Origin of the sequence: Intestinibacter sp., assembly GCF_034113885.1 — a bacterium.
GTDB lineage: Bacteria > Bacillota > Clostridia > Peptostreptococcales > Peptostreptococcaceae > Intestinibacter.
Genome location: NZ_JAXEWM010000045.1, coordinates 1 through 24,210 on the forward strand (window position 1 = coordinate 1; position 24,210 = coordinate 24,210).

At 29.9% G+C, this 24,210-nt stretch carries 19 protein-coding genes; 17 read left to right on the plus strand and 2 right to left on the minus strand.

The features are described from left to right. From SPD90_RS02890 to SPD90_RS02920, 7 genes are all read left to right on the plus strand, one after another. The coding region (locus SPD90_RS02890) for a CFI-box-CTERM domain-containing protein (protein WP_320924245.1) at nucleotides 1-1,107 on the plus strand (1,107 nt) is incomplete at its 5' end. Between the two features lie 18 nt (nucleotides 1,108-1,125). Further along, complete coding sequence (locus SPD90_RS02895) at nucleotides 1,126-1,815, plus strand: vWA domain-containing protein (protein ID WP_320924246.1); 690 nt, start codon at nucleotides 1,126-1,128, stop codon at nucleotides 1,813-1,815. Next, nucleotides 1,815-2,216 (plus strand): hypothetical protein, encoded by a 402-nt coding sequence (locus tag SPD90_RS02900; RefSeq protein WP_320924247.1) that lies wholly within the window; start codon nucleotides 1,815-1,817, stop codon nucleotides 2,214-2,216. The genes SPD90_RS02895 and SPD90_RS02900 overlap by 1 nt, the downstream gene beginning before the upstream one ends. A gap of 20 nt (nucleotides 2,217-2,236) precedes the next feature. Continuing rightward, entirely contained in the window at nucleotides 2,237-2,998 is a 762-nt protein-coding gene (locus SPD90_RS02905) for a vWA domain-containing protein (RefSeq protein WP_320924248.1), read from the plus strand. A gap of 24 nt (nucleotides 2,999-3,022) precedes the next feature. After that, entirely contained in the window at nucleotides 3,023-4,021 is a 999-nt protein-coding gene (locus SPD90_RS02910) for a PP2C family serine/threonine-protein phosphatase (RefSeq protein ID WP_320924249.1), read from the plus strand. A 16-nt stretch (nucleotides 4,022-4,037) separates the two neighbouring features. Beyond that, on the plus strand, nucleotides 4,038-7,028 hold the full coding sequence (locus tag SPD90_RS02915) for an ATP-binding protein (protein ID WP_320924250.1): 2,991 nt from the start codon (nucleotides 4,038-4,040) through the stop codon (nucleotides 7,026-7,028). Then, nucleotides 7,022-7,702: a hypothetical protein gene (locus SPD90_RS02920; RefSeq protein WP_320924251.1), complete on the plus strand. Its 681-nt coding sequence runs from the start codon at nucleotides 7,022-7,024 to the stop codon at nucleotides 7,700-7,702. Before SPD90_RS02915 ends, SPD90_RS02920 begins: the two co-directional genes overlap by 7 nt. A 228-nt stretch (nucleotides 7,703-7,930) precedes the next feature. On the opposite strand, the gene SPD90_RS02925 is transcribed toward SPD90_RS02920, so the two are convergent. Beyond that, complete coding sequence (locus SPD90_RS02925; protein ID WP_320924252.1) at nucleotides 7,931-8,992, minus strand: endonuclease/exonuclease/phosphatase family protein; 1,062 nt, start codon at nucleotides 8,990-8,992, stop codon at nucleotides 7,931-7,933. Between the two features lie 120 nt (nucleotides 8,993-9,112). Between SPD90_RS02925 and SPD90_RS02930 the strand changes: the two genes are divergently transcribed. The 9 genes from SPD90_RS02930 to SPD90_RS02970 all read left to right on the plus strand — a co-directional run bounded on the left by SPD90_RS02930 (nucleotide 9,113) and on the right by SPD90_RS02970 (nucleotide 23,014). Then, nucleotides 9,113-10,609, plus strand: coding sequence for an NAD(P)H-hydrate dehydratase (locus SPD90_RS02930; protein WP_320924253.1), 1,497 nt, complete (start codon nucleotides 9,113-9,115; stop codon nucleotides 10,607-10,609). A 127-nt stretch (nucleotides 10,610-10,736) separates the two neighbouring features. Continuing rightward, nucleotides 10,737-11,189, plus strand: coding sequence for an NfeD family protein (locus SPD90_RS02935; RefSeq protein ID WP_320924254.1), 453 nt, complete (start codon nucleotides 10,737-10,739; stop codon nucleotides 11,187-11,189). Between the two features lie 47 nt (nucleotides 11,190-11,236). Beyond that, nucleotides 11,237-12,232 (plus strand): SPFH domain-containing protein, encoded by a 996-nt coding sequence (locus tag SPD90_RS02940; RefSeq protein WP_320924255.1) that lies wholly within the window; start codon nucleotides 11,237-11,239, stop codon nucleotides 12,230-12,232. A gap of 384 nt (nucleotides 12,233-12,616) precedes the next feature. Continuing rightward, complete coding sequence (gene glgB, locus SPD90_RS02945; RefSeq protein ID WP_442909039.1) at nucleotides 12,617-14,632, plus strand: 1,4-alpha-glucan branching protein GlgB; 2,016 nt, start codon at nucleotides 12,617-12,619, stop codon at nucleotides 14,630-14,632. A 150-nt stretch (nucleotides 14,633-14,782) separates the two neighbouring features. Continuing rightward, entirely contained in the window at nucleotides 14,783-15,913 is a 1,131-nt protein-coding gene (locus SPD90_RS02950; protein WP_320924256.1) for a glucose-1-phosphate adenylyltransferase, read from the plus strand. A gap of 51 nt (nucleotides 15,914-15,964) precedes the next feature. Beyond that, entirely contained in the window at nucleotides 15,965-17,095 is a 1,131-nt protein-coding gene (gene glgD, locus SPD90_RS02955) for a glucose-1-phosphate adenylyltransferase subunit GlgD (RefSeq protein WP_320924257.1), read from the plus strand. A gap of 24 nt (nucleotides 17,096-17,119) precedes the next feature. Continuing rightward, on the plus strand, nucleotides 17,120-18,556 hold the full coding sequence (gene glgA, locus SPD90_RS02960; RefSeq protein ID WP_320924258.1) for a glycogen synthase GlgA: 1,437 nt from the start codon (nucleotides 17,120-17,122) through the stop codon (nucleotides 18,554-18,556). A gap of 146 nt (nucleotides 18,557-18,702) precedes the next feature. Beyond that, nucleotides 18,703-21,132, plus strand: a complete 2,430-nt coding sequence (locus SPD90_RS02965) for a glycogen/starch/alpha-glucan phosphorylase (RefSeq protein ID WP_320924259.1) — start codon at nucleotides 18,703-18,705, stop codon at nucleotides 21,130-21,132. Nucleotide 21,133: 1 nt separating this feature from the next. Further along, on the plus strand, nucleotides 21,134-23,014 hold the full coding sequence (locus SPD90_RS02970) for a glycoside hydrolase family 13 protein (RefSeq protein WP_320924260.1): 1,881 nt from the start codon (nucleotides 21,134-21,136) through the stop codon (nucleotides 23,012-23,014). Nucleotides 23,015-23,084: 70 nt separating this feature from the next. Here SPD90_RS02970 and SPD90_RS02975 read toward each other — a convergent pair whose 3' ends face one another. Beyond that, nucleotides 23,085-23,498 (minus strand): single-stranded DNA-binding protein, encoded by a 414-nt coding sequence (locus tag SPD90_RS02975; RefSeq protein ID WP_320624668.1) that lies wholly within the window; start codon nucleotides 23,496-23,498, stop codon nucleotides 23,085-23,087. A gap of 218 nt (nucleotides 23,499-23,716) precedes the next feature. Here SPD90_RS02975 and SPD90_RS02980 point away from each other — a divergent pair. Continuing rightward, a partial coding sequence (locus tag SPD90_RS02980) for a hypothetical protein (protein ID WP_320924261.1) occupies nucleotides 23,717-24,210 on the plus strand: 494 nt, incomplete at its 3' end.

The window sequence follows — 24,210 nt, forward strand, 5'->3', positions numbered from 1 at the left end:
CATTTTCCTGATTTTTTACGTACAATGGGAAATGAAAATTTTGCAGTTGCTACATTAATGTTTATGATAATGTTGCCTGGAAAACCACCATATTCTCAACAAGGTGGGGAAGATCCTGTATCAAATATTATAAAAATGGATTTTTCATATCCGTTTGGAGAAAGTTCCAATAAAAAGACACCAGAAGGTCCATGGAGATATATATGGAGCCACTTGACATATGATTTAAAAGAAGCTTTTTATCATACTTTTAGAAAAGAAGGAAAATATTCATTAGAAGAAAAACGATTATCAGCTAATGAATGGTTAGTTAAATTTAAAATTTTCTTAGAATTATTAGATAGTGGAAAATATATTCAACAAGATAGTATGTCAGAGGAGTTATTCCCTACTAGATTAAAGAAAAATCCTAATGCTGTATATATTAAATGTAAATTGTGTAATCAAGAAGTTGATAAATCACAATCTAAGGAGGGGATATGCAAGCAATGTCTTAATAAGGGAGAAGTATATAATTGTAAAAAGTGCGGAAAAGAGTTGCTATATACAAACTATCAGAAATATGTTAAAAAATCAAAAAGACATACTATATGTCAAGAATGTTTTGATTATGGTAATACCGTAAAGATACGTCAGAATTGTATTGATTGTGGAAGAGTATTTGAATTAACAAATAATGAATGTGATTTTTATGAAGAAAAAGGATATGATATTCCGAAACGATGTAAATCTTGTCGTGAATCTAAAAAAACTAGTTCACATAGTGGTAACACAGGTAATTCAGGAAGTTCTTGTTTTATAACAACAGCTGTATGTGAATATTATGGTAAAGATGATAACTGTGAAGAACTTACAATATTAAGAGAATATCGTGATTATTGGTTAATAAATCAAGCAGATGGGGAGGAACTTATTAGAGAATATTATAACTGTGCTCCATCGATTGTTAGTTTATTAAAAAAATCTGATAGTTATGCAAAATATTGTGAAGAATTAATGGGAAAATATATTAAACCATGTGTAGAACTTATTAAATGTAATAAATATTTAGAATGTAAGAATTTATATATAGATATGGTTATGTATGCAAAAAGTATAACAAGATAAAAATAAAGGAGAATAATTATGAATAACAATTTACTTTTAAGAGTTGAAGATCTTGTAAATAATCCAACAGCTAGAGTAGCAGTATGTTTATGTTTAGATGTTAGTGGATCTATGTATGGAGATCCTATAAATGAATTAAATAGAGGAGTGAAATTATTTTATGATGCTATCAAGGATGATGAAGTAGCAATGTATTCTGCTGAAATATGTATAGTTACATTTGGAGGAAATGATGCTGAATGTATACAAGATTTTGCAAGTTTAGAATTAGAACCTAATCCCAAAATACTAGAAGCAGATGGTATGACCCCTATGGGAGAAGCTGTTAATATGGCATTAGATTTATTAGAACGTCGCAAAAAAGAATATAAAGATAAAGGTGTAGATTATTATCAACCATGGTTAGTACTTATGACAGATGGAGGACCTAATGGAAATTTAGAGGAGTTATCAAGAGCAATTTGTAGAACACAAGAATTAGTTAATACGAAAAAGCTAACAGTATTTCCAATTGGTATTGGAAGTGGAGCTGATATGGATATATTAGCTAAATTTTCTCCAAAGAGACCACCTTTGAGATTAAAAGGGTTAAAATTTAAAGAATTTTTTGAATGGTTAGGTAAAAGTGTATCTAAAACATCTCAATCAACACCAGGAGAAAGTGTAAAACTTGATATAGAAGGAATTTCTGAATGGGGGACACTATAATGATTGAATATATGAATTATAAATTAGTTACTGAATTATTGGGAGATATTGATGTGAATTTTCATACATGGGTATATAATTCAGATTATAAGTTTTATTACGACCTAATATTAACAAAAGAAAAATTAACAATCATTGGAAAGGATATTGTTAGTAATCATCCTTTTATAAAAATTTCTAATTATGGAACATATTTTGGAAGGCAAAATGAAGAATACGAAGAAAATTATAATTATCACAACGGTTATGATTGGAATTATGGATATGGAGAAATAAATTTTTTCTTTAATGAAGTTGGTGGAAAAGAGTGGTTTATTTCATTCCCTAGATCGAGACAAAATGAAGCAGCTAATTTTTATAAAGAATTTGAAAAATGCTATATGGAAGCTTTATATAAATGAAGAAAAGGAGAATATGTTTAATGAATAATATGTTATTGAGAGTTGAAGATTTAGTAAATAATCCGACAGCAAGAGTTCCTATATGTCTATGTCTTGATACAAGTGGATCAATGGGAGCTGTTGAAGGAGATTGTATTCAGACAGGAGAAACTGTTTTTGAAGATGGTAAAATGTGGAATGTAGTTACTGGTGGAACTAGTAGAATTGAAGAGATGAAAAAAGGAGTGGAATTGTTTTATGAAGCTATAAGAGAAGATGAAATGGCTGTTTATTCAGCTGAAATATGTATAGTAACATTTAATAGTAAAGCGACATGTTTAGTAGATTTCGCAAATATAGAAAGACAGAAAGAGATTCCTCAAATTATAGCTCAAGGTGACACAGCAATGGGGGAAGGTGTAAATTTGGCATTAGATTTACTTGAAAAACGTAAGCAAGAGTATAAGGATAAAGGTGTAGATTATTATCAACCATGGTTAGTACTTATGACAGATGGTGAACCTAATGGTAATCCTATTGAATTAAATAGAGCAATAAAGAGAACTGTTGATATGGTTAATTCTAAAAAACTTACAGTTTTTCCAATAGGTATAGGAGATGAATCAGATATGCCTACATTAAATAGTTTCTCACCTAAAAGACCTGCACTTAAGCTTCAAGGATTAAAGTTTAGAGAATTTTTTGTATGGTTAAGTCAAAGCGTATCTAAAACATCTCAATCAATGCCAGGAGAATCAGTTAAACTTGATGTAGAAGGTATAAAAGGATGGGCTGAATTATAATATTTAATGTAATGGAGGAATAATATGTGGAATACAATCCAATGTGCAGTACAAGGACGTGGACATATAAAATCTGATATCCCATGCCAAGATAAAACGTATACATATAGTAATGGAGACGTTACAGCTATAGCTTTGGCAGATGGAGCAGGTTCGGCTAAACTTTCTCATTATGGTGCAGAAGGAATAACGAAGTTTATTTGCAAATATATGGTAGAAGGATTTGATACCTATTTTAGTGAGAAAGATGGAGCAGCTTTCAAAAGAAAAATAGTTAATGATCTTGATGATGAATTAAATAAATTAGCAGATATTTATAAATGCAAGAAGAAGGAACTAGCATCCACATTATTAGTAGCTGTTGTTAATGCAAATCAATATATTTTATTACATATAGGAGATGGAGTAATAGGTTATTTAAAAGATAATCAATTACTAGTTGCATCACAACCAGAAAATGGAGAGTTTGCAAATACTACTGTTTTTACAACATCTAGAGATGTACTTCAAACTATGAAAATAATAAAGGGAAATCTTGGATGTATCGAAGGTTTTGTATTAATGTCTGATGGAACGGAAGCTAGTTTATATGACAAAAGAAAATGTTTGCTTGCACCAGTTTTAAAGAGAATAATGAAATACTCACAAATAATTAGTAAAGAATGTTTGGAATATCAATTGTTAGATAGCTTTGAGAATGTAATTAGAGGGGCTACTATAGATGATTGTAGTATAGCTATTTTAATGAAAGATAATAAAGAATTTTATGGATATAGAAATCTTGATAATATAGGAAAAGAACAATTATTAGGTTTAAAAGAAAATAGCATTGATCGTAAAACAATGAATAGATATGATACTTTGCTTGAATGTATGTGTAAACCAAGTAATATGGCTATGTTAGGCAGAGCTATTCACTTAAAACCTAAATATACGAAAAAATATATAGAAGTTCTTTTATCTAATAATTTGATAATTAGCAAAGGAGGATGGTACAAAACAGCAGTAAAAATGGAAAAGTAACAATTGAGGTGATTTTATGAGCAAAGAAAAATTTATATTGGATTTTATAGAACAACCAGATAAATATTATATTTATGATGATGGAACTTTAAATGTGGGTTCTAATCCTAAAATAAGTTTATCAGATGTTGTTTTTTATAGGGTTGATAGAATTACATATGAAGAAAAAGCACCAAGGAAAGAAGCTTTAGAAAATGTTTTAAGCGCAATGAAAATAAAAGGTGTAAACTTTTTATATTTAATAAAAGGAGATAAGGTAGGGGTTTCATTTTATTATGGTATTTCACGTGATTTGATTCAAAAAATTACAATTGACAATACAGTACAAGAATTAGGAGAACTTATTCTTAAACCAAGTTTAGAAGGTAATTTTAGAGGAAGTAAAATAAGACAAATGAATTTAGAGGAAACTCATCAAATTATGAGTGAACTTGATAGTATGAAGCATCAAGGTAATATAGATGGAGTTCCAGGAGTTAATGAAAATGATGAAAATTTTCAAGGAGTAGATCGTTTGGTTGATGTAATGCTTGGTGATGAATTTGCTTTTTTAGTAGTAGCAAAAGCTTTACCACATAATCCTATAAGATTTTTTGAAAAAAACATATATAATTTTTATGATAAATTAACACCATTATCAAAGAAAAATGTTCAAAAGGGAGAAAATGAAAGTACAACAGAAGTTGATACATCAACAGAAGGAAGTACAGTAACTGATACTGATGGTTGGCAATCTAGTAAAACAGAAAATCATGGAAAATCATATCAAGAGAGTAGATCTTCGGCTAAAAGAATAGATGATGATGAAACACGTACTGAAAGTACAACCACTACAGATAATGAAGATACTTATACAAAAAGTACAGGTAATAATCATTCTCATGCAGAGGCATCTGTTAAAAATGAGACAACAGGAAAAAATGAAACAACAGGTAAATCAAGCAATACAAGTTATGAGTTTTCAAATAAAGATGCTCAAGAATGGATTAAATATATAGATGAAGTTATATTAAAAAGAATAGACTATGGAAGAGGAAAAGGAATGTATATTTCTACTATTTCTTTATTTACAATGAATAGCAATTCAATGATAAAACTTAAAAATACTGTTACATCATTGTTTTCAGGAGAATCTGGAAATAAAGTTCCTTTACGATGGAATGCATTACAGGCTAATGGACAAAAGAAAAGAGTATTGCAAAATTTACAAATACCTATTGGACATTTTATTCATCCTATATCAGAAAATGAGGTTTATATAAGAACGGTATTGTCACAATATGCAACTGCAGAAAAAGCTTTTCTTGGAAATTGGTTTTCTGTTAATGAATTGAGTATAATTGCAGGTCTTCCTCAAAAAGAAATAGTAGGTTTAGCTCTTAGAGAAGAGGTTGAGTTTGGATTAAATTATAAGGATGATATTCCAGATAATTCAAAAATCGAATTAGGAAAATTAGTTCAGAGTGGAAATGTATTAAATGTTCCAATATCATTAGATCGAAGAGAGTTAACGAAACATACTTTTGTAACCGGAGTAACAGGAAGTGGAAAAACGACTACATGTCAAAAATTATTATTACAAAGTGAGTTACCATTTCTAGTTATTGAACCTGCAAAAACGGAATATAGAATTCTTACAAAGAAGTATGATGATATTCTTATTTTTACTTTAGGAAAAGATACTTTAGCTCCATTTAGATTAAATCCTTTTGAATTTTATCCTCATGAATCTATAACATCACATGTTGATATGATAAAGGCAAGTATTGAATCTGCATTTGATATGGAGGCTGCAATACCACAAATTATAGAAAAGGCATTATATGAATGTTATCAAGATTATGGTTGGGATATACTTGATAATTCTAATATATATTATGAGAATCCGTTTGCTGAAGGAGTGTTCGCATTTCCTACTTTATCAGATCTTATCAATAAAACGGAGAAAGTTGTTAAAGAACAAGGATTTGATGATAGACTTAAAAATGATTATATTGGCTCAATAAAAGCGAGATTACAAGGGCTTATAGTTGGTTCAAAGGGATTAATGTTGAATACAAAACGCTCAATAGATTTTAGAGAACTTGTACATAAGAGGGTGATACTAGAATTAGAAGAGATTCGAAGTGGTTCAGAAAAAGCATTAATTATGGGGTTTGTTATATCAAATCTTATAGAAGCAATACGTGCTGAATATAACGAAAATCCAAATTTTGAACATATAACTTTGGTGGAAGAAGCACATAGACTTTTAAGTAGATATGAGCCAGGAGATTCTTTATCTAAGAAAAATGGTGTTGAAATATTTGCAGATATGTTAGCTGAGGTAAGGAAATATGGTGAATCTCTAATAATTGTAGATCAAATTCCTGGAAAGCTTACACCAGAAGTATTAAAAAATACGAATACAAAAATTGTACATAAGATTTTTGCAATGGATGATAAAGAAGCAATTGGAAACACAATGGCTCTATCGGATGATCAAAAAAAATTTTTATCATTTTTAGATAAAGGACGATCTATTGTATTTTCTCAAGGATGGGATACAAGTATTCAGGTTCAAATTATTCCAGAAACTGATACAAATGGAAAAGACATCATAAATGAAAATACAATTAGAAATATAGCAATTGATTATTATTGTGAAAATTATAAAAAAGGATTATATCAAAGTTTAATGTACTTAGAAGATAAACCAGATTCAAAGATATTTAATATACATGTCAAAAATAGAAGAGTTTTATTTAGCTTAACTAAGGAATATAATAAATTGTTTGTAACATATATGGCTTCAGAAGAGTTATTAGAGGTTATAAAAGAAGCAGAAACATTTATGTCATTGGAGATGATAGCTAGATATTTGAGGGATGAATTCTATTATCAAGATAAAAATGACTCAAAACTTAATGCAATATGTTCATTGTTAATTGATATAAAGAAAGGAAATCGTGATATTTCACAATATGATGAGAAATTATCTTATGGAAGGAGAATGATAATATGTTAGGTATTTTTTCAGCAGTAGGAAGTTTTATTTCTGGTGTAGTATCAACTGTTGGATCTTTTATAGCATCTTCAGCAACTAGATTGGTTACTAGACTTCCTGAAGTTGTACTTGTAGCAAGGGTAGTTATCGATGTCATCGCTACGGTTATATCGAAAGTTGCAGAGGTATTAGGGATTGCACCAAAAGATGAGAATCCTGAGGAATTAGGAGCAAAATCTATGCAAGAAGGCACTAGACCAAGGAGCGATTTTGAATCTACTCAAGAGTATTTAGATTATCTTAGAAAAGATGTTAAACTTGATGAAGAAAAATATGCAAAAATGTGTCCAGAACAAAAGATTGCATGTAGTGTACTTGGAACAACTATGGTTGCTAAGTCAATTGAAGAAAAGACAGGTGTAGAACTTCCGCCAGAATTTTTAGAAACAATTTATAAGTCCAAATTAAGACATGATCAAGTTGAAAGATGTATCAATTCTTTTGCAGATAATGGAATTTCATCGATGGGTGAAATGACAAAATACATTACTAATGATTTATCAGAAGATGAGGCATCTAAGGTTGGAGGTGTGATAAAGGATTCCCTTAAAGAGTTATCACCATCAATGACTGATGCTGAAATTCAACAGGAAATTGTTGCAATGAAGAGATCATATAATGAATCACAATATTAAACCGTATAAATAAAATATTTTTAACAGTACATTATTGTATTGAGAATATAACCCTATAGAAAACTACAGGGTTATATTTTTTATAATTAAAATACAATTTTATAATTAATTTTTAGTAATTTGTTGAAAACATAAGAAATTAAAGAAAATTTATTTCGTATAAGCTATTTATGACTATTTAAAGGTTTAGATAACTTAGCAAGTTAGATTTTCTTATAAAGTAATGAATTATTTTAAAGTAACCTCCATTTTTACAGGATTGTGGTCGCTATATGCAAATCCCTCATCTAATGTTTTAACAGAATTCACTTTTATGTTTGAAGATACTAAAAATCCGTCTATAACGTAGTATTGAGTATTTTCACTTTGCTCGTCGTATGGCTCGTTTAAAAGCCTTGAAGTAGGTGTAGACGCATCGTTTACAAAGCTAAAATCACTTCCAAAATAATCTTCATTTATAAGCTCAGCCTCGAAGTAATCTGTGTTCTTAACTGGATATAAATCTGGGTTTACATTGCTAAAGGATTGGTTAAAATCACCACCGGCGATGCAGTAATTTCCCTTTTTATATTCTTCTTTTAATATATCTGCAAGTACCTTTGTTTGTATATCTTTGCTCTCTTCATCTGCATAAGCCTCCAAGTGAAGGTTTATAAGAACTAATTCCTTATCGCTATTTTCTATAGGAACTCTTTCGACTAGTAGACATCTTTTTAATTGGCAAACTCTGACTGGCCATTTGTAAGAGGTTTCTAGTGGTATACGAGTTGCAGATGTAGCGTTGTATTTATTTAGTGTTAAAATACCTCCATTTACTTTACCTATTGTAGGCATAGGATAAGGTATGTAGTCGCACAAGAAGTTAGTAGCAAATGCCTCGCTGTCATCAGAGTAGATATCGCTGAAGGCTTTAACTTGATCTACATGGTAAGATCGCTTTGAGTCCTTGTCAACCTCTTGTAGGAAAGCAACATCTGGATTTTCTCTATTTATTATGTTTTTGATGCCCTCGACATTGTCCAATATGTTTTGTTTGCTCTCGGTATTTACAGTTTTCCCTCCATCCATAAAGAAGTCGTGGTCCTTGTCTAATGAGCAATAACCGACATTGAAGGTAAGTAAGCTTATAGAGTCTCCTAGCTTTAAGGATTTTTCACCTTTGTCAGTTATTTTTATATCCTCGTTTTCCTTTGGATAGTACTCATTTATTGAAAGATAAGCTACAAATCCGATTACAAATAATACTAAAACTAAAACCAACGATAAAATGATTTTCAATATTTTTTTCATACAAACTCTCCTTATTTAGAAATCTTAATTAAAGTATATCATTATTTTGGTTTTTAATTTGCGATTATCCATAAAATATTATATAACTAAAATAAAAGGCTTAAAAGGGAGGCAGTTTGTATGAGAATAGGAACATCTAATAGCACTAAAATATTAGATAGTGCTTGTGTAAATGAATATAAAATACCATTAATAGTTTTGATGGAAAATGCTGTACTTTCAGCATTTAAGCATATGGATATAGAGGATAATCAAAAATACGTAATAGTAAGTGGCACTGGAAACAACGGCGGTGATGGCTTAGGACTAGCTAGACAGTTAGCTGCAAAGGATAAAGAAGTAGAAGTATTCATAGTTGGAAAATTAGAAAAGCTAAGCGATTGCTCTAAAATACACTACGATATTTTAAATGCTATGGAAATACCTACAAAGGTTGTGACTGAAGAAAATATGGATGATTTAAAGGCTTCTATAAGAAATTCTGATATAGTAGTCGACTGTATATTTGGAACAGGCTTAGAAAGGGAAATAAAGGGAATTTTCTACGATGTCATAAAAACGATAAATGAAAACAAAAATAAAGTCTATTCAATAGATGTACCATCTGGAATAAATGCTACAACAGGAGATATCCTAGGTATATGTGTAAGGGCAGATAAGACTATTTCGTTTGAATTTTATAAAAGGGGATTTTTAAGATACAGTACAAAGGAATTTATCGGTGAAGTTGTAGTTGAGCATATTGGTATTCCAAGCTATATTTTAGATAAATACGATGACAAGGAATACATAACAAGCTTGGAATTAGTAAAAAATAATATAAAACAAAAAAATAAATTTGCCTTCAAGAGCGATTTTGGAAAAATAGCTTTATTTGCAGGAAGCAGAGGATTTACAGGCGCTGCATATATAGCTACAGAAGCAGCAGTAAAAGCTGGAAGTGGCTTGACTACTTTAGTGACAGATAAGTATGTTCAAGATATAGCCAGTCAAAAGCTTTGTGAAGCTATGACATTAGATATAGACAACACAGAAAAGGTAGAAAAGTTAATAAAAGGCTGTACAGCGATTGGATTTGGATGTGGAATGGGAAATAGCGAGGAAACATATAATAAATTAAAATACGTTTTAGAAAAATCTACATGCCCAGTCGTATTAGACGCAGATGGATTAAATGTTTTAAAGGACAAGGTAGATTTATTTGAAAGCTATCCAAATCGCTTAATAATCACACCTCATCTAGGTGAAATGGCGAAGTTGACAGGATATTCTATATCACATATCAGGGATAATAGAGTAGATGTCGCAAAGGAATTTGCAAATAAATACAAAGCGATAGTTTTATTAAAAGGATACGAAACTGTAATAACTAATGGAGATTATACTTATATAAATCCAACTGGAAATTCAGCTATGGCAAATGGAGGTATGGGAGATACGCTCCTTGGAATGATTACATCATTTGTAGGCCAAGGCATAGAACCACTAATTGCTACTGTTTGCGGTGCTTACATACATGGATATATAGGCGATGAATTAGCTGAAAACTTATATACAGTAAATGCTACAGACATTATTTATGATATTCAAAGGACTATGAAGATTTTTTCAGAATAATATAAAAGTAAAATAATTGATATTACTTTGTAACCATATTCTATATATATAATGCTACAATATAATTAAAGTAACTTAATTTTAAAGCAAGATATTTTCAATTGATTAAAAGAGATGAGGGATGTGTATGAGCATTAGTATGAGTACATTTTGGCTTATCGTAGCCATTATATTCGGAGTTGGCGAATTGATGACAACAAGTCTTACTTTAATTTGGTTTAGTATTGGGGCTTTAATAGTCATGTTGATTAGTATATTTATAGAGAGTATTTTATGGCAGGTCGTAGTATTTGCAGTTATATCTATTACTCTTTTAGTTATAGCAACTAAGTATTTAGTGGATAGAGATAGAGAAGTAAAATACAATACTAATTTACAGGGTATAATTTCACAAAAGGCTATTGTCGTTGAAGATATCGAACCTTACGAATCAGGAGTTGTAAAGCTAAATGGTGAAGAATGGACAGCTGTATCTAAGGACGAATTAAAAATTGAAAAAGGCAAGGTTGTAGAAATTATCGAAATTGAAGGTGTAAAGCTTATCGTAAGAGAGGTCACTAGTACTAATTTAAACAAATAAGAAGCGACAGATAAATAATAATTTAATAAATGAAGGAGGTATTTTACATGCCAATTATTATAATATTAATTATAATAGTAGTTATAATGAGTATTAAGTGTGTTAAGGTAATTCAACAATCTACAGTGGGGATTGTAATGAGATTAGGGAAATTTCACAAAAAAGCTGATACAGGTGTACATTTTCTAGTTCCATTTATCGATACTCTATCATATAGAATCGATTTAAAGGAAAGAGTAGAGGACTTTCCACCTCAACCAGTTATAACAAAGGATAATGTTACGATGCAAATCGATACAGTAGTTTACTACCAAGTAACAGATCCTATTAGATTTGTATTTGAAATAGCAAATCCAAATGCAGCAATAGAAAATTTAACAGCTACAACACTTAGAAATATTATAGGTGAACTAGATTTAGATGCAACATTGACATCGAGAGATGTTATAAATACAAAGATGAGAGCTATACTAGACGAAGCAACTGACAAATGGGGTATCAAGGTAAACAGAGTTGAACTTAAAAACATAATGCCTCCTCATGATATACAAGTTGCTATGGAAAAACAAATGCGTGCAGAACGTGAAAGAAGAGAATCTATACTTCAAGCAGAAGGTGAAAAGGCATCATCAATACTTAGAGCAGAGGGTGAAAAGCAATCAGCTATACTTAGAGCAGAGGCTAAAAAGGAAGCTATGATAAGAGAAGCTGAAGGTGATAAACAATCAAGAATCCTTAAAGCTCAAGGTGATGCAGAATCTATTAGAGAGGTTGCAAAAGCAAGAGCTGAAGGAGAGGCAGTAGTTATTAAACAAGTATTTAAGGCTATGAAGGAAGCTGATATAGATGACAACATGTTAGCACTTAAATCTATGGAAGCTCTTGAAAAAGTTGCGCAAGGTAAATCTACTAAGCTTGTCTTACCATCAGAAGCAGTTAATTTTTTAGGAACATTTAAAGGCATAAAAGAAGTTTTAAGCGATGCAAAAGATAGTAGTGAAAAAGACACTGAAGTAGAAGAAATTGATTTTAGAGAAGAATAAAAATAAAAGCAAGCTCCCCTATAATAATACTATTAAAAAATAGTGTGATTTAGGGGAGTTTTTATTTTCTTTTTTGCAAATATTTTCCTATAAAAATCGAAAAAAATTTAGCAAAAAATTAGTCTGAAATTTTTTAATAAAGAAAGCGATGAAAATGTTTTCCTTAAAAAAGAAAAGGTTTCTAGAAAAAAAGTAAAAAAAAAATTTACATAATTAACAATAATATTGTATACAATTCTTGGATTTTAGTTTACAATATATATAGAAAGAAGTGGTACGAAAATATTTAAAAGGAGGGGGATTCCTATTAATTATTTAGATATAATAAAAAGGGAAAATATAGACAGCTTTAAAAGTGGGAATGCTTTAGACAGTTACAAGTATATGGGAAACCACAAAGCTGAGCATAATGGAGAACAAGGGATATCTTTTATGGTATGGGCTCCTAATGCAAAAGAGGTCCAATTAGTTGGAGATTTTAATAAATGGGATGGAAGTTCTCATAAGCTAGAAAATTTATATAACACAGGTGTTTGGTCTATTTTTACAACTGATTTATCACAAGGGGATATTTATAAGTACAACGTAGTAGGATGTGATGGAGTTAGTAGACTTAAATCAGACCCATATGGAACTTATGCAGAATTAAGACCTGAAACAGCTTCAAAGGTTTTTGAACTAGAAGAGTTTGATTGGAGCGATCAAAAATACACAGAAGAAAAGAACAAAAAGGTTATATTTGAAGAACCTATGAACATTTATGAGGTTCACCTAGGTTCTTGGAAGAGAAAATGGGATGGAGACTTCTTCAATTACGAAGAATTATATGAAATGCTAGAGTACTGCAAAGATATGGGATATACACATATCGAATTAATGCCTATTACAGAATATCCACTAGATATGAGCTGGGGATACCAAACAATAGGCTACTACGCTACAACTAGCAGATATGGAACACCAACAGAATTTAAAGCATTTGTAGATAAGGCTCATGAATTAGGTCTTGGAGTTATCCTAGATTTTGCATATAGCCATTTCTGCAAGGATATACATGGACTTTATAGATTTGACGGTTCTCCACAATTTGAGTATTCAAATCCTTTAAAAGCAGAAAATTTAGGATGGGGAACAGCACATTTTGATTTAGGTAAACCAGAAGTAAATAGTTTCTTACTTTCAAACGCTATATACTGGTTTAAAGAATATCATATAGACGGTATAAGAGTAGATGCTGTAAGTAGTATGCTTTATCTTGACTACGATATTGGTGATTGGGAACCAAATCAATACGGTGGAAGAGAAAATATAGAAGGTATAAACTTCTTGAGAAGATTAAATGAAGTTGTTTATGCAAATATCAAAAATCCTATTTTAGTAGCAGAAGAATCTACTGCATGGCCTATGGTAACAGCACCTACATATGGAGGCGGATTAGGATTTTCATATAAATGGAATATGGGATGGATGAACGATACATTAAAATACATGGAAATGGACCCTATTTACAGAAAATATCATCACGATTTAATAACATTTTCATTTATGTACGCTTTCTCAGAAAATTTCATACTTCCACTATCACATGATGAAGTAGTACACGGTAAAAAATCTTTAGTAGATAAAATGTCAGGGGATGAATGGCAAAGATTTGCAAGTTTAAGATTATTGTACGCTTATTACATGATACATCCAGGTAAGAAGCTGTTATTTATGGGATCTGAATTTGCACAAGGATTAGAATGGAGATATGATTATGGACTAGAATGGCAATTGCTAGAAAGAGAGCAACATTCTAAAATGAAGGATTATGTAAGGGATTTAAACTATTTATATAAAGATCAAAAAGCTTTATACGAATTAGATAATACATATAAGGGGTTTGATTTCATAGATCCTAACAACAAGGATCAAAGTATTGTTACTTTAATGAGATTGAGTAAGGATCCAAAAGATTTTATAATAGCTGTTTTAAATTTCACTCCAAATGTTTACTATGATTATAAGGTAGGAGTTCCTTATCAAGGAGTTTACGAAGAAATTTTAAATAGTGATGATGAAAAATACTATGGATCAAATCAAACTATGGAAAATGCTGAATTATTCTCTCAAGATGAAAACTGGCACAACAAGCCATATCATATAAGAATAAAGGTACCACCACTAGGTGCAACTTTTATAAAATTAAAAAGAGAATATGAAAAAGTAGAAATAGTTGAAGAAGAAAAAATAGAATCAGCAGAAGTAGTTGAAGTAAAAGAAATAAAGATATCAGAAGCAGTACAAAAAGAAGAAAAAAAGCCTGCTGATAAAAATACAAGAAATAAATCAAAAAGAAGTAAAAAAACAAATAAAAAAAATAAAAAATCAAATAGAAATAAAAAACATCATCAAGGCTAAAAAAATGTACTATAATTTATAAAAAGGGCAACTAGGTGAAAACAAAATTTTAATAAAAAATTATAAATGATAATAATTTTATTTTAAATAAATTTATTAATAACTTTAAAATATAAAAATATAGTTAAACTATATGAAAGGGGATACACAATGAAAAAAGAAATGCTAGCTATGATTTTAGCAGGGGGACAAGGCTCAAGACTAGGAGTATTCACAAAAAGAATCGCAAAACCAGCAGTATCATTTGGAGGAAAATATAGAATAATAGACTTCGTTCTAAGTAACTGTTCTAACTCAGGAATAGATACAGTTGGTGTATTAACTCAATACAAACCACAATTATTAAATTCACATATAGGAATGGGAGACCATTGGGATTTAGACAGAGTTAACGGTGGAGTAACTATACTTCAACCATACATGAATGAAAAAGAAGGTCATTGGTTTAATGGTACAGCCAATGCGATAAAGAAAAATATGGACTTTATAGATGATTACGATCCAGAATACGTTTTAATATTATCAGGGGACCATATATACAAGATGGATTACAGCAAAATGCTAGATTTCCACAAGGAAAAACAAGCTAAAGCAACAATAGCAGTAATAGAAGTTCCATGGGATGAAGCAAGTAGATTTGGAATTATGAACACAAATGAAGATGGAAGTATTTATGAATTTGAAGAAAAACCAAAAGAACCAAAAAGTAATTTAGCCTCTATGGGTATTTACATATTCGACTGGAAAACTTTAAGAGCATACTTCAAAAGAGCAGATGAAACTGGAGAATGCTTAGACGATTTCGGACATAATGTAATACCAACTATGTTAGAAGAAGGACAATCAATGTTTGCATATCCATTCAAAGGATACTGGAGAGACGTTGGTACTATACAAAGCTTATGGGAAGCAAATATGGACTTAATAAATGATCCAAAAGCAGTAGATTTAAATGATCCACAATGGAGAATCTACACAAATACAGGAGATATGCCACCACAATACGTAGGACCAAAAGCATCAATTAAAAAATCACTAATCGCCGATGGTTGTAGAGTTTACGGAACTGTAAAAAATACAGTATTATCTCACAAAGTACAAATAGGAGAAGGATCAGTTGTAGAAGATTCTGTAATAATGCCTAACGTAAAAATAGGTAAAAATGTAGTTATCGAAAAAGCTATGATAGCAGAAGGTGCAGTTATAGAAGATAATGCAGTAATAAAAGACGAAAATGGTGAAATAAGCGTAGTATCAGAATTTGAAACTGTAAAAGCGTAATTAAGTAGAACATAAGTAAATATAACGTAGATAAATAGGGGGAAATAAATTATGAAAAATGAATGCATGGGCTTAATAAACTTAGATAACATACAAAATCCATCTGTAAATGTATTATCAGATCACAGACCAGTAGCTACTATACCAATAGCTGGTAGATATAGATTAATAGACTTTACATTATCAAACATGGTTAATTCAGGAATAACTAATGTAGGTATATATGCAAGAGAAGCTTACAGATCTTTAACTGACCATTTAGGAAGTGGTAAAGACTGGGATTTAAGTAGAAAAAAAGGTGGGCTATATGTATTAAGTCCAGAAAACACAAAAAATAACAATAATTATGGTTATAGAAAAGGTGACATATATACTATATTAGCTAACATAGATTATATAGAAAAAAGTCCTGAAGAATATATTATAATAGCACCATCATATATGATATGTACAATTGATTATAATGATTTATTAAAATATCATAAAGAATCAAACAACGATATAACAATAGTGTACAAACGCGTTGACAATGCAAACAAAGATTTTAAAAATTGTAACACTTTAAATATAGATAAAGACAGAAGAGTAAAAAATGTAGGTAACAACTTAAATACTTTCCCAAGTGCAAATATATGCATGGATACTTTTATAATGAAACGTACAGATTTTATAGAATGTATATACAGCATAGCTAGCATGGGAACTTATTCATACATTGAAGATTATATAATAAACCAATTAGACAATATACAAGTAGGCGCTTATAAATACGAAGGATACTTAAAATGCATAACTTCATTAAAGAGCTATTATGAAGCTAGTAAAGAATTCTTAACAGAAGAAGTATCTAAAGAAGTTTTCAGATCAAATAGAAAAATATTTACTAAAGATAAATCACAAGCACCAACTATATATGGAGAAGATGCTGAAGTTAAAGGTTCATTTGTAGCAACTGGTTGTCAAATAAACGGTACAGTTGAAGATTCTACTTTATTCAGAAAAGTAAAAATAGGCAAAGGTGCAGTTGTTAAAAATTGCGTAATAATGCAAAGCTGTAAAATCGGTGAAAATGTAGTATTAGAAAATGTAATACTAGACAAAAATATAACTATAACTTCAGGCAAGGAATTAAAAGGAGATAAAGATTACCCAATGGTAATTGAAAAAAATCAAACAATTTAGACGTAAAATAAGGGGGTAGAAAGAATGAAAGTCCTTTATGTAACAGCAGAATGTTGGCCTTTTGCAAAGACAGGGGGATTAGGTGATGTTGCTTATGCGTTACCTAAAGCATTAAAAAAAGAAGGTGTAGATGTTAGAGTAATAATGCCTAAATACTCAACAATACCTACATATTTAAAAGATCAACTAAAAAAAGTAGGTGAATTCAGTGTTGATGTATCATGGAGAAGTCAATACTGCGGTTTAGAAAAAATGGAATTAGATGGAGTAACATTTTACTTCGTAGACAACGAATACTACTTTAAAAGAGATGGAGCAGAAAGTATATACGGTCATGGAGATGATGCAGAAAGATTTATATTCTTTACAAATGCTGTATTAAAATCTATTGATAAATTAGGTTTCTACCCTGATGTAATCAATGCAAGTGATTGGCATACAGGAATGTTGCCATTATTCTTAAAAGAAAAATATGCTCATTTACCAAAATATAAAAATATAAAAACTGTGTATACTATACATAATTTACAATATCAAGGTATATTCGGAAGAGAAATACTTGGAAACGTATTAGATATAGATTTCAAATATTTTAACAATGGTGATATAGAATACTATGGAAATATAAACTTTATGAAAGCAGGTATAAACTTTGCTGATAAAGTTTCTACAGTAAGTCCATCATACGCTGAAGAAATAAAAACTGAATTCTATGGACATACTTTAGATGGATTAATAAGAGCTAATTCAAATAAATTAGTAGGAATACTAAATGGATTAGACTACGATATAAATAATCCAAAAACAGATAAGAATTTATTTGCAAACTACGATGTAAATTCAATCGATGAAAAAGTTAAAAATAAACTTGAATTACAAAAACTTTTAAAATTAGATGTAGATCCAGATATACCTATGGTTGGAATTGTATCAAGATTAGTTTCACAAAAAGGTTTAGATTTAATCGACTTTATGATGCCAGAAATAGTGAATGAAAAATTACAATTAGTAGTATTAGGAACTGGTGATAATCAATATCAAGCAATGTTCCATTATTATGATTCACACTATCCTAATAAGGTATCAGCTAACATAACTTTTGACAGCTCATTAGCTCAAAAAATTTATGCAGCAAGTGATATATTCTTAATGCCTTCTTTATTTGAACCTTGTGGAATAGGTCAAATGATAGCTATGAGATATGGTACATTACCAATAGTAAGAGAAACTGGAGGATTAAAGGATACAGTAACTCCTTACAACCAATACACTAAAGAAGGTAATGGATTTAGCTTTGCAAATTACAACGCTCATGAAATGTTCTTTACATTACAAAGAGCTATAAAGCTATATGAAGAAGACAGAGAAACTTGGAATAAATTAGTTGAAAATGCTATGAAGACTGATAACAGCTGGAGTAAATCAGCTAAAGAATATATAGAAACATATAAAAATTTATAAGAAAAGTTTAATTTGAAAATTATTAAAATATAAAGTTTAAGCATATTGTGGAAATTATGTTTGTCGATAGCTTTTAGATGAATATAATTTCCTCTATGTTTATATTATAAAAAAGGGATATTTTAAAATAGTAAGGGAGATGACTTATGATCACAATTAGCAAGAAAAAATTTAAACAGGCGTTTAAAAGCAAAATGTACAGTCTATATGCCCAACCTATTGAAGAAGCGAGTAAGGATGAAATTTTTAGGGTATTATGTTGTGTTATAAAAGATTTTATAGCTAAAGAATGGGTTGGAACTAGAATTGACAAAGAAAAAGCTGTTTTTTATTTTTCAATGGAATTCTTAATAGGAAGACAATTACAATCTAATTTACTAAATTTAGATGTTGAAAATGAAATCGAACAGGGGCTAAAAGAATTAGGAATCGACTTAAATGAAATAATAGAAACAGAACCAGATCCAGGTCTTGGAAATGGTGGATTAGGAAGACTTGCAGCATGCTTTTTAGATTCAATGGCATCAGTTGGAATTAGTGGTCATGGATATGGAATAAGATATAAATACGGTTTATTTGAACAAAAATTTGTAAACGGAAGTCAAATTGAACTACCTGATAACTGGCTAAAAAATAGTCAATATCCTTGGGAAACTGTAAGACCTAATAGAGCAGTTGTAGTTAAATTTGAAGGAGACGCTTATTTAAGAGAAAAAGAAGACGGGAATTTAGAAGTAGTTCATACTAATTATATACCTGTTATGGCAATGCCATATGACATACCTGTAATAGGATATGAAAATGAATGTATAAACACTCTTAGATTATGGAAGAGTGAAGTTTTAAATAGAGATTTTGCGGAAGTTTCTAAAAATGCTAGAAATCAAAATGGAAGCTACGAAGATGCATTAAAATACAAATATTATGCTGAAGAAATATCTCAAGTTCTATATCCAAATGATACAAACTATGCAGGTAGACTGCTTAGATTAAAACAAGAATATTTCTTCGTAAGTGCAGGATTACAAGATATAATAAGAAAATGCAAGAAAAATAAAGTAAGTATGAGAGATCTACCTAAAAAGGTAGCAATCCATATAAACGATACTCATCCAACTTTATGTATTCCAGAATTAATGAGAATACTTTTAGATGAAGAAGGATTTTCTTGGGATGAAGCATGGGATATAACTACTAAGGTTATGTCTTACACAAACCACACAATATTAGCTGAGGCATTAGAAAAATGGCCAGTTGATATGGTAAAACAATTATTACCAAGAATTTATATGATAATAGAAGAAATCGATAGAAGATATGTTGATTATTTACAACATAAATATCATAATCAAGATAAAGTAAATAGTATGAGGATTATACATAATGGAGAAGTTAGAATGGCTCATTTATGTATAAGAGGTAGCCACAGTGTAAATGGTGTTGCTAAGCTTCATACTGAAATTCTTAAAAATGAAGAATTACACGATTTCTATCAAGATGAACCATATAAATTTAACAATAAGACAAATGGTATAGCTCATAGAAGATGGCTTATGAGCTGTAATAAGGAGCTTTCTGATTTAATAACTTCATTAATTGGAGATGATTGGAAAAAGGATACTTCAAAATTAAAAGACCTAGAAAAATATCTAGATGATAAGGATGTTCTAGATAAAGTAGGTCAAATTAAATATAATAACAAAGTCAAGCTTGCAGATTATGTTTATAAAAAACAAGGTATAGAGCTTAATCCAAACTCAATATTTGACGTTCAAATAAAGAGATTACATGCATATAAGAGACAATTATTAAATATACTTCATATACTTTACTTATATCATGAAATACTAGATAATCCAGAATTTGAAATGGAGCCACGTACATTTATTTTTGGTGCTAAGGCAGCTCCAGGATATTATTTAGCAAAATGTATAATCAAGCTTATAAACAGTGCTGCAGAGTTAATCAACAATGATGAGAGAGTTAAGGGTATGATTAAAATAGTATTTATAGAAAACTACGGTGTATCAATCGCTGAAAAAATCATACCAGCTGCAGATGTAAGTGAACAAATATCTACAACTACTAAAGAAGCATCAGGAACTGGTAATATGAAGCTTATGATGAATGGTGCTATAACAATGGCGACTATGGATGGAGCAAATGTAGAGATTTCTGAACAAGTTGGTGAAGAAAATATGTTTATATTTGGTTTAAAAGCCGAACAAGTTTTAGATTACAATAAATACGGTGGTTATTCTTCTAGAGATTTATATCACAGTGAAAGAAAAATCAAGAGAGTAGTAGATGATTTAGTAAATGGCTTCATACCTGGATTAGGTAAGGAAGGAATTGCAATATACGATTCTCTAATAACTCACAATGATGAATATTTTGTACTTAGAGATTTCGATTCTTATGTTGAAGCTCAAAATAATTTACAAGAGCTTTATAAAAATAAAGACCTTTGGAATAAAATGTCATTAAAAAATACAGCATGTTCAGGTTTCTTCTCAAGTGATAGAACTATAGAGGAATACATAAATGATATTTGGTTTAAAGAAGGTGCGAAATAATATGGCAAATGTTATAAAATATAATTCATGGGATACAAGCTTTAAGGCTCCATTTGGAGCTTTAAAGACTTGCGAAAAAGCAACTATAAAGGTTGAAGCTAGTAAGTTTGATATATATAGTATAAAATTAATAATCGAAAAAGAAGATGAAAACCTAAATCCTGTATTAGTAAGAGAAGTAGAATTACAATTAAACGAAGATTTAGGCGATGTAAAAAAATATTCAGCAGAAATTCTTCCTCTAGAAGAGCCTGCAGTTTATTATTACTTCTTTGAAGTAAGCTTAAATTTACATGGCGAATATAAAACATTATTCTATGGAAAAGATCATAATAATGGAATGATCTGTGAATATGATTCAAAATATATAAATAAATATCAATTAACTGTATATGAAGATTACAAAGTTCCATCTTGGTTTAAAGAAGGTGTTTTATATCATGTATTTGTAGACAGATTTAACAATGGAAACAGAAATGGAAAAGTAGATGGTATAAAGAAAAACTCTTTCTTATATGGAAATTGGGACGATGAACCAATGTACATAAAAAAACAAAATGGAGACATCGCTAGATGGGATTTCTACGGTGGTAATCTTAAGGGAATAATAAATAAATTGGGATATCTAAAAAAATTAGGTGTTACAGTTATATATTTAAGTCCAGTATTTGAGGCGGCAAGTAACCACAAATACGATACAGGAAATTACAAAAAAATAGATCCTATGTTTGGTGATGAAAAGACATTTAAAGAATTAATTGATAAGGCAGCAGAAAAAGGTATGTCTATAGTTCTTGATGGAGTATTTAGCCATGTTGGAGAAGACAGTATTTACTTCAATAAATACAACCACTATGACAGTGTAGGTGCTTATCAATCTGAAGACTCACCATATAGATCATGGTTTAACTTTGGAGAAGATAAAGATGACTACCAAGCTTGGTGGGGAATAAAAGCCCTACCTAACACTAATGAATTAGAGCCTTCATTTATGGACTACATTATATACGATGAAGATAGTGTAGTAAATAAATGGATGAAAATGGGTGTTAAAGGCTGGAGACTAGATGTAGTCGACGAGCTTCCTACTAAATTTGTAAAAGAATTAAAGAAGGAAGTCAGAAAAAACGACGATGAATCTATACTAATAGGCGAAGTTTGGGAGGATGCTTCTAATAAAATAAGCTATTCAGAAAGAAGAACTTATTTATTAGGAGACCAACTAGACAGTGTTTTAGGATATCCATTTAGAGATAATTTAGTTTCTTTCTTAAATGGAGAAATAGCTTCTTGGCAATTAAATGATTTCTTTATGACAATAAAGGAAAATTATCCAGAAGAAGCATTTAGATCTAATCTAAACCTATTGAGTAGCCACGATATTGTCAGAGTAAAAACTGCTTTAAATTCTGATAAAGAATTATTAAAATTAGCTATACTTACACAAATGAGCTTTGAAGGAGTGCCATATATCTACTACGGAGATGAAGCAGGACTTGAAGGCGGTAAGGACCCAGAAAACAGAAAGACATATCCTTGGAAAAACGAAGATATGGAAATAATGGATTTCTACAGACACTGCAGTCAATTTAGAAATAGAAATAAGGTATTGACTTATGGAAACACTTATTTTAAATATACAGGAAATGACGATGTATTTGCATATACTAGATATGATGAAGAGCATGAAGGTATATTAGTACTTATAAATAGAAGTCAAGATAAACAAAGTGTAAGCCTTGGGTTAAAAGCAGATTCTATAGAAGAAATTACTGTGAAATATTCAGTAATCAATAATGGTGAAATAATCGAGCCTGTAGATAATCTTTTCAATATAGATGTAGAACCAAAATCTTATAAAGTATTTAAAATAGCTAAATAGCGACTTTTAATCGATAATATATATAAATCTATGGAGTATAAATTACTTATATTCCATAGATTTTTTGCTTTTAGAAAGGAATTTCTTCTTCTGAGATTTCCTCCTCATTTAGTACATTTTCAAATAAATTATCTCCTTCGAATAATTTATTACTGTCTGAAGATTTATTTTTGCTTCCTAAAAAATGAAAATTATTTGCACGTATTTTAGCAGCAGTTCTATTTTCGCCCTCCTTAGTTGAATATTTTTCAATTCGTAGAGAACCTTCAATACCAACTAGAGAGCCCTTAGAAGCGTACTGACAGAATATTTCAGCTCGTTTGCCCCATAGGTCTATATTTATAAAATCTGTAGGTACAACGCCGTCTTTATTTTTGTAATCTCTAGATACTGCTATAGAAAATTTGCATAGAGCCTTGTCATCTCCGACATACTTTAATTCTGGATCAGAAGTAAGCCTTCCCACTAAATTTACATTATTCATGCAATCACCTCATAAATTTATATTATTTACTAAGAATTATTACCAAACTTTAGTTCGCTTATACAATAAATTGAGGAAAAAAAAGGGATTTTAACTAAAAAAATATAATATATATATTAACACAAAAAATTTAGCTAATTTTATAGCATAATAGCATATAAGATATTATATTCGCATTTATACTTTGATTTTTAAACATAAAAAAAAGGAGTATGACAATGAATAGTAGAGTTTATGAGCAAATTCTAAAAAAAAGTGAAGACGGTTTTTTGAAATTAAAAGGATACAAAAATAAAAATGGTCAATATATCGATTTTGATATTTTAGATTATAATAATTCATTGATAGATATTTTAAACCTTATATCAAAAGATGACAATATAAATGTAAAATCTTTAAAGCAGTTTATTAAAGATAAATTGAAAAATAATGAAGATGGTATAGATCAAAATACCTTCATGAAAAATATCGAAAAAAATGAATTTCAAAGTGTAAATTTTTTTGTGAATACTTATGGACAAAGCTTAGCTGTAGATGGGTATTATTTTGTGGACTACTTTATATTTATTTTAAAATTTAACTTACAAAATGCAGTTTTAAAATTCTCTAATTTATTGGAGAATTCAAATAGTATTTTTTTCTGGATGAAGGATATCTATGGAAATTATATTAATGTGAATAAAAAATGGTTAGAAGCAACAGGATATTCTAA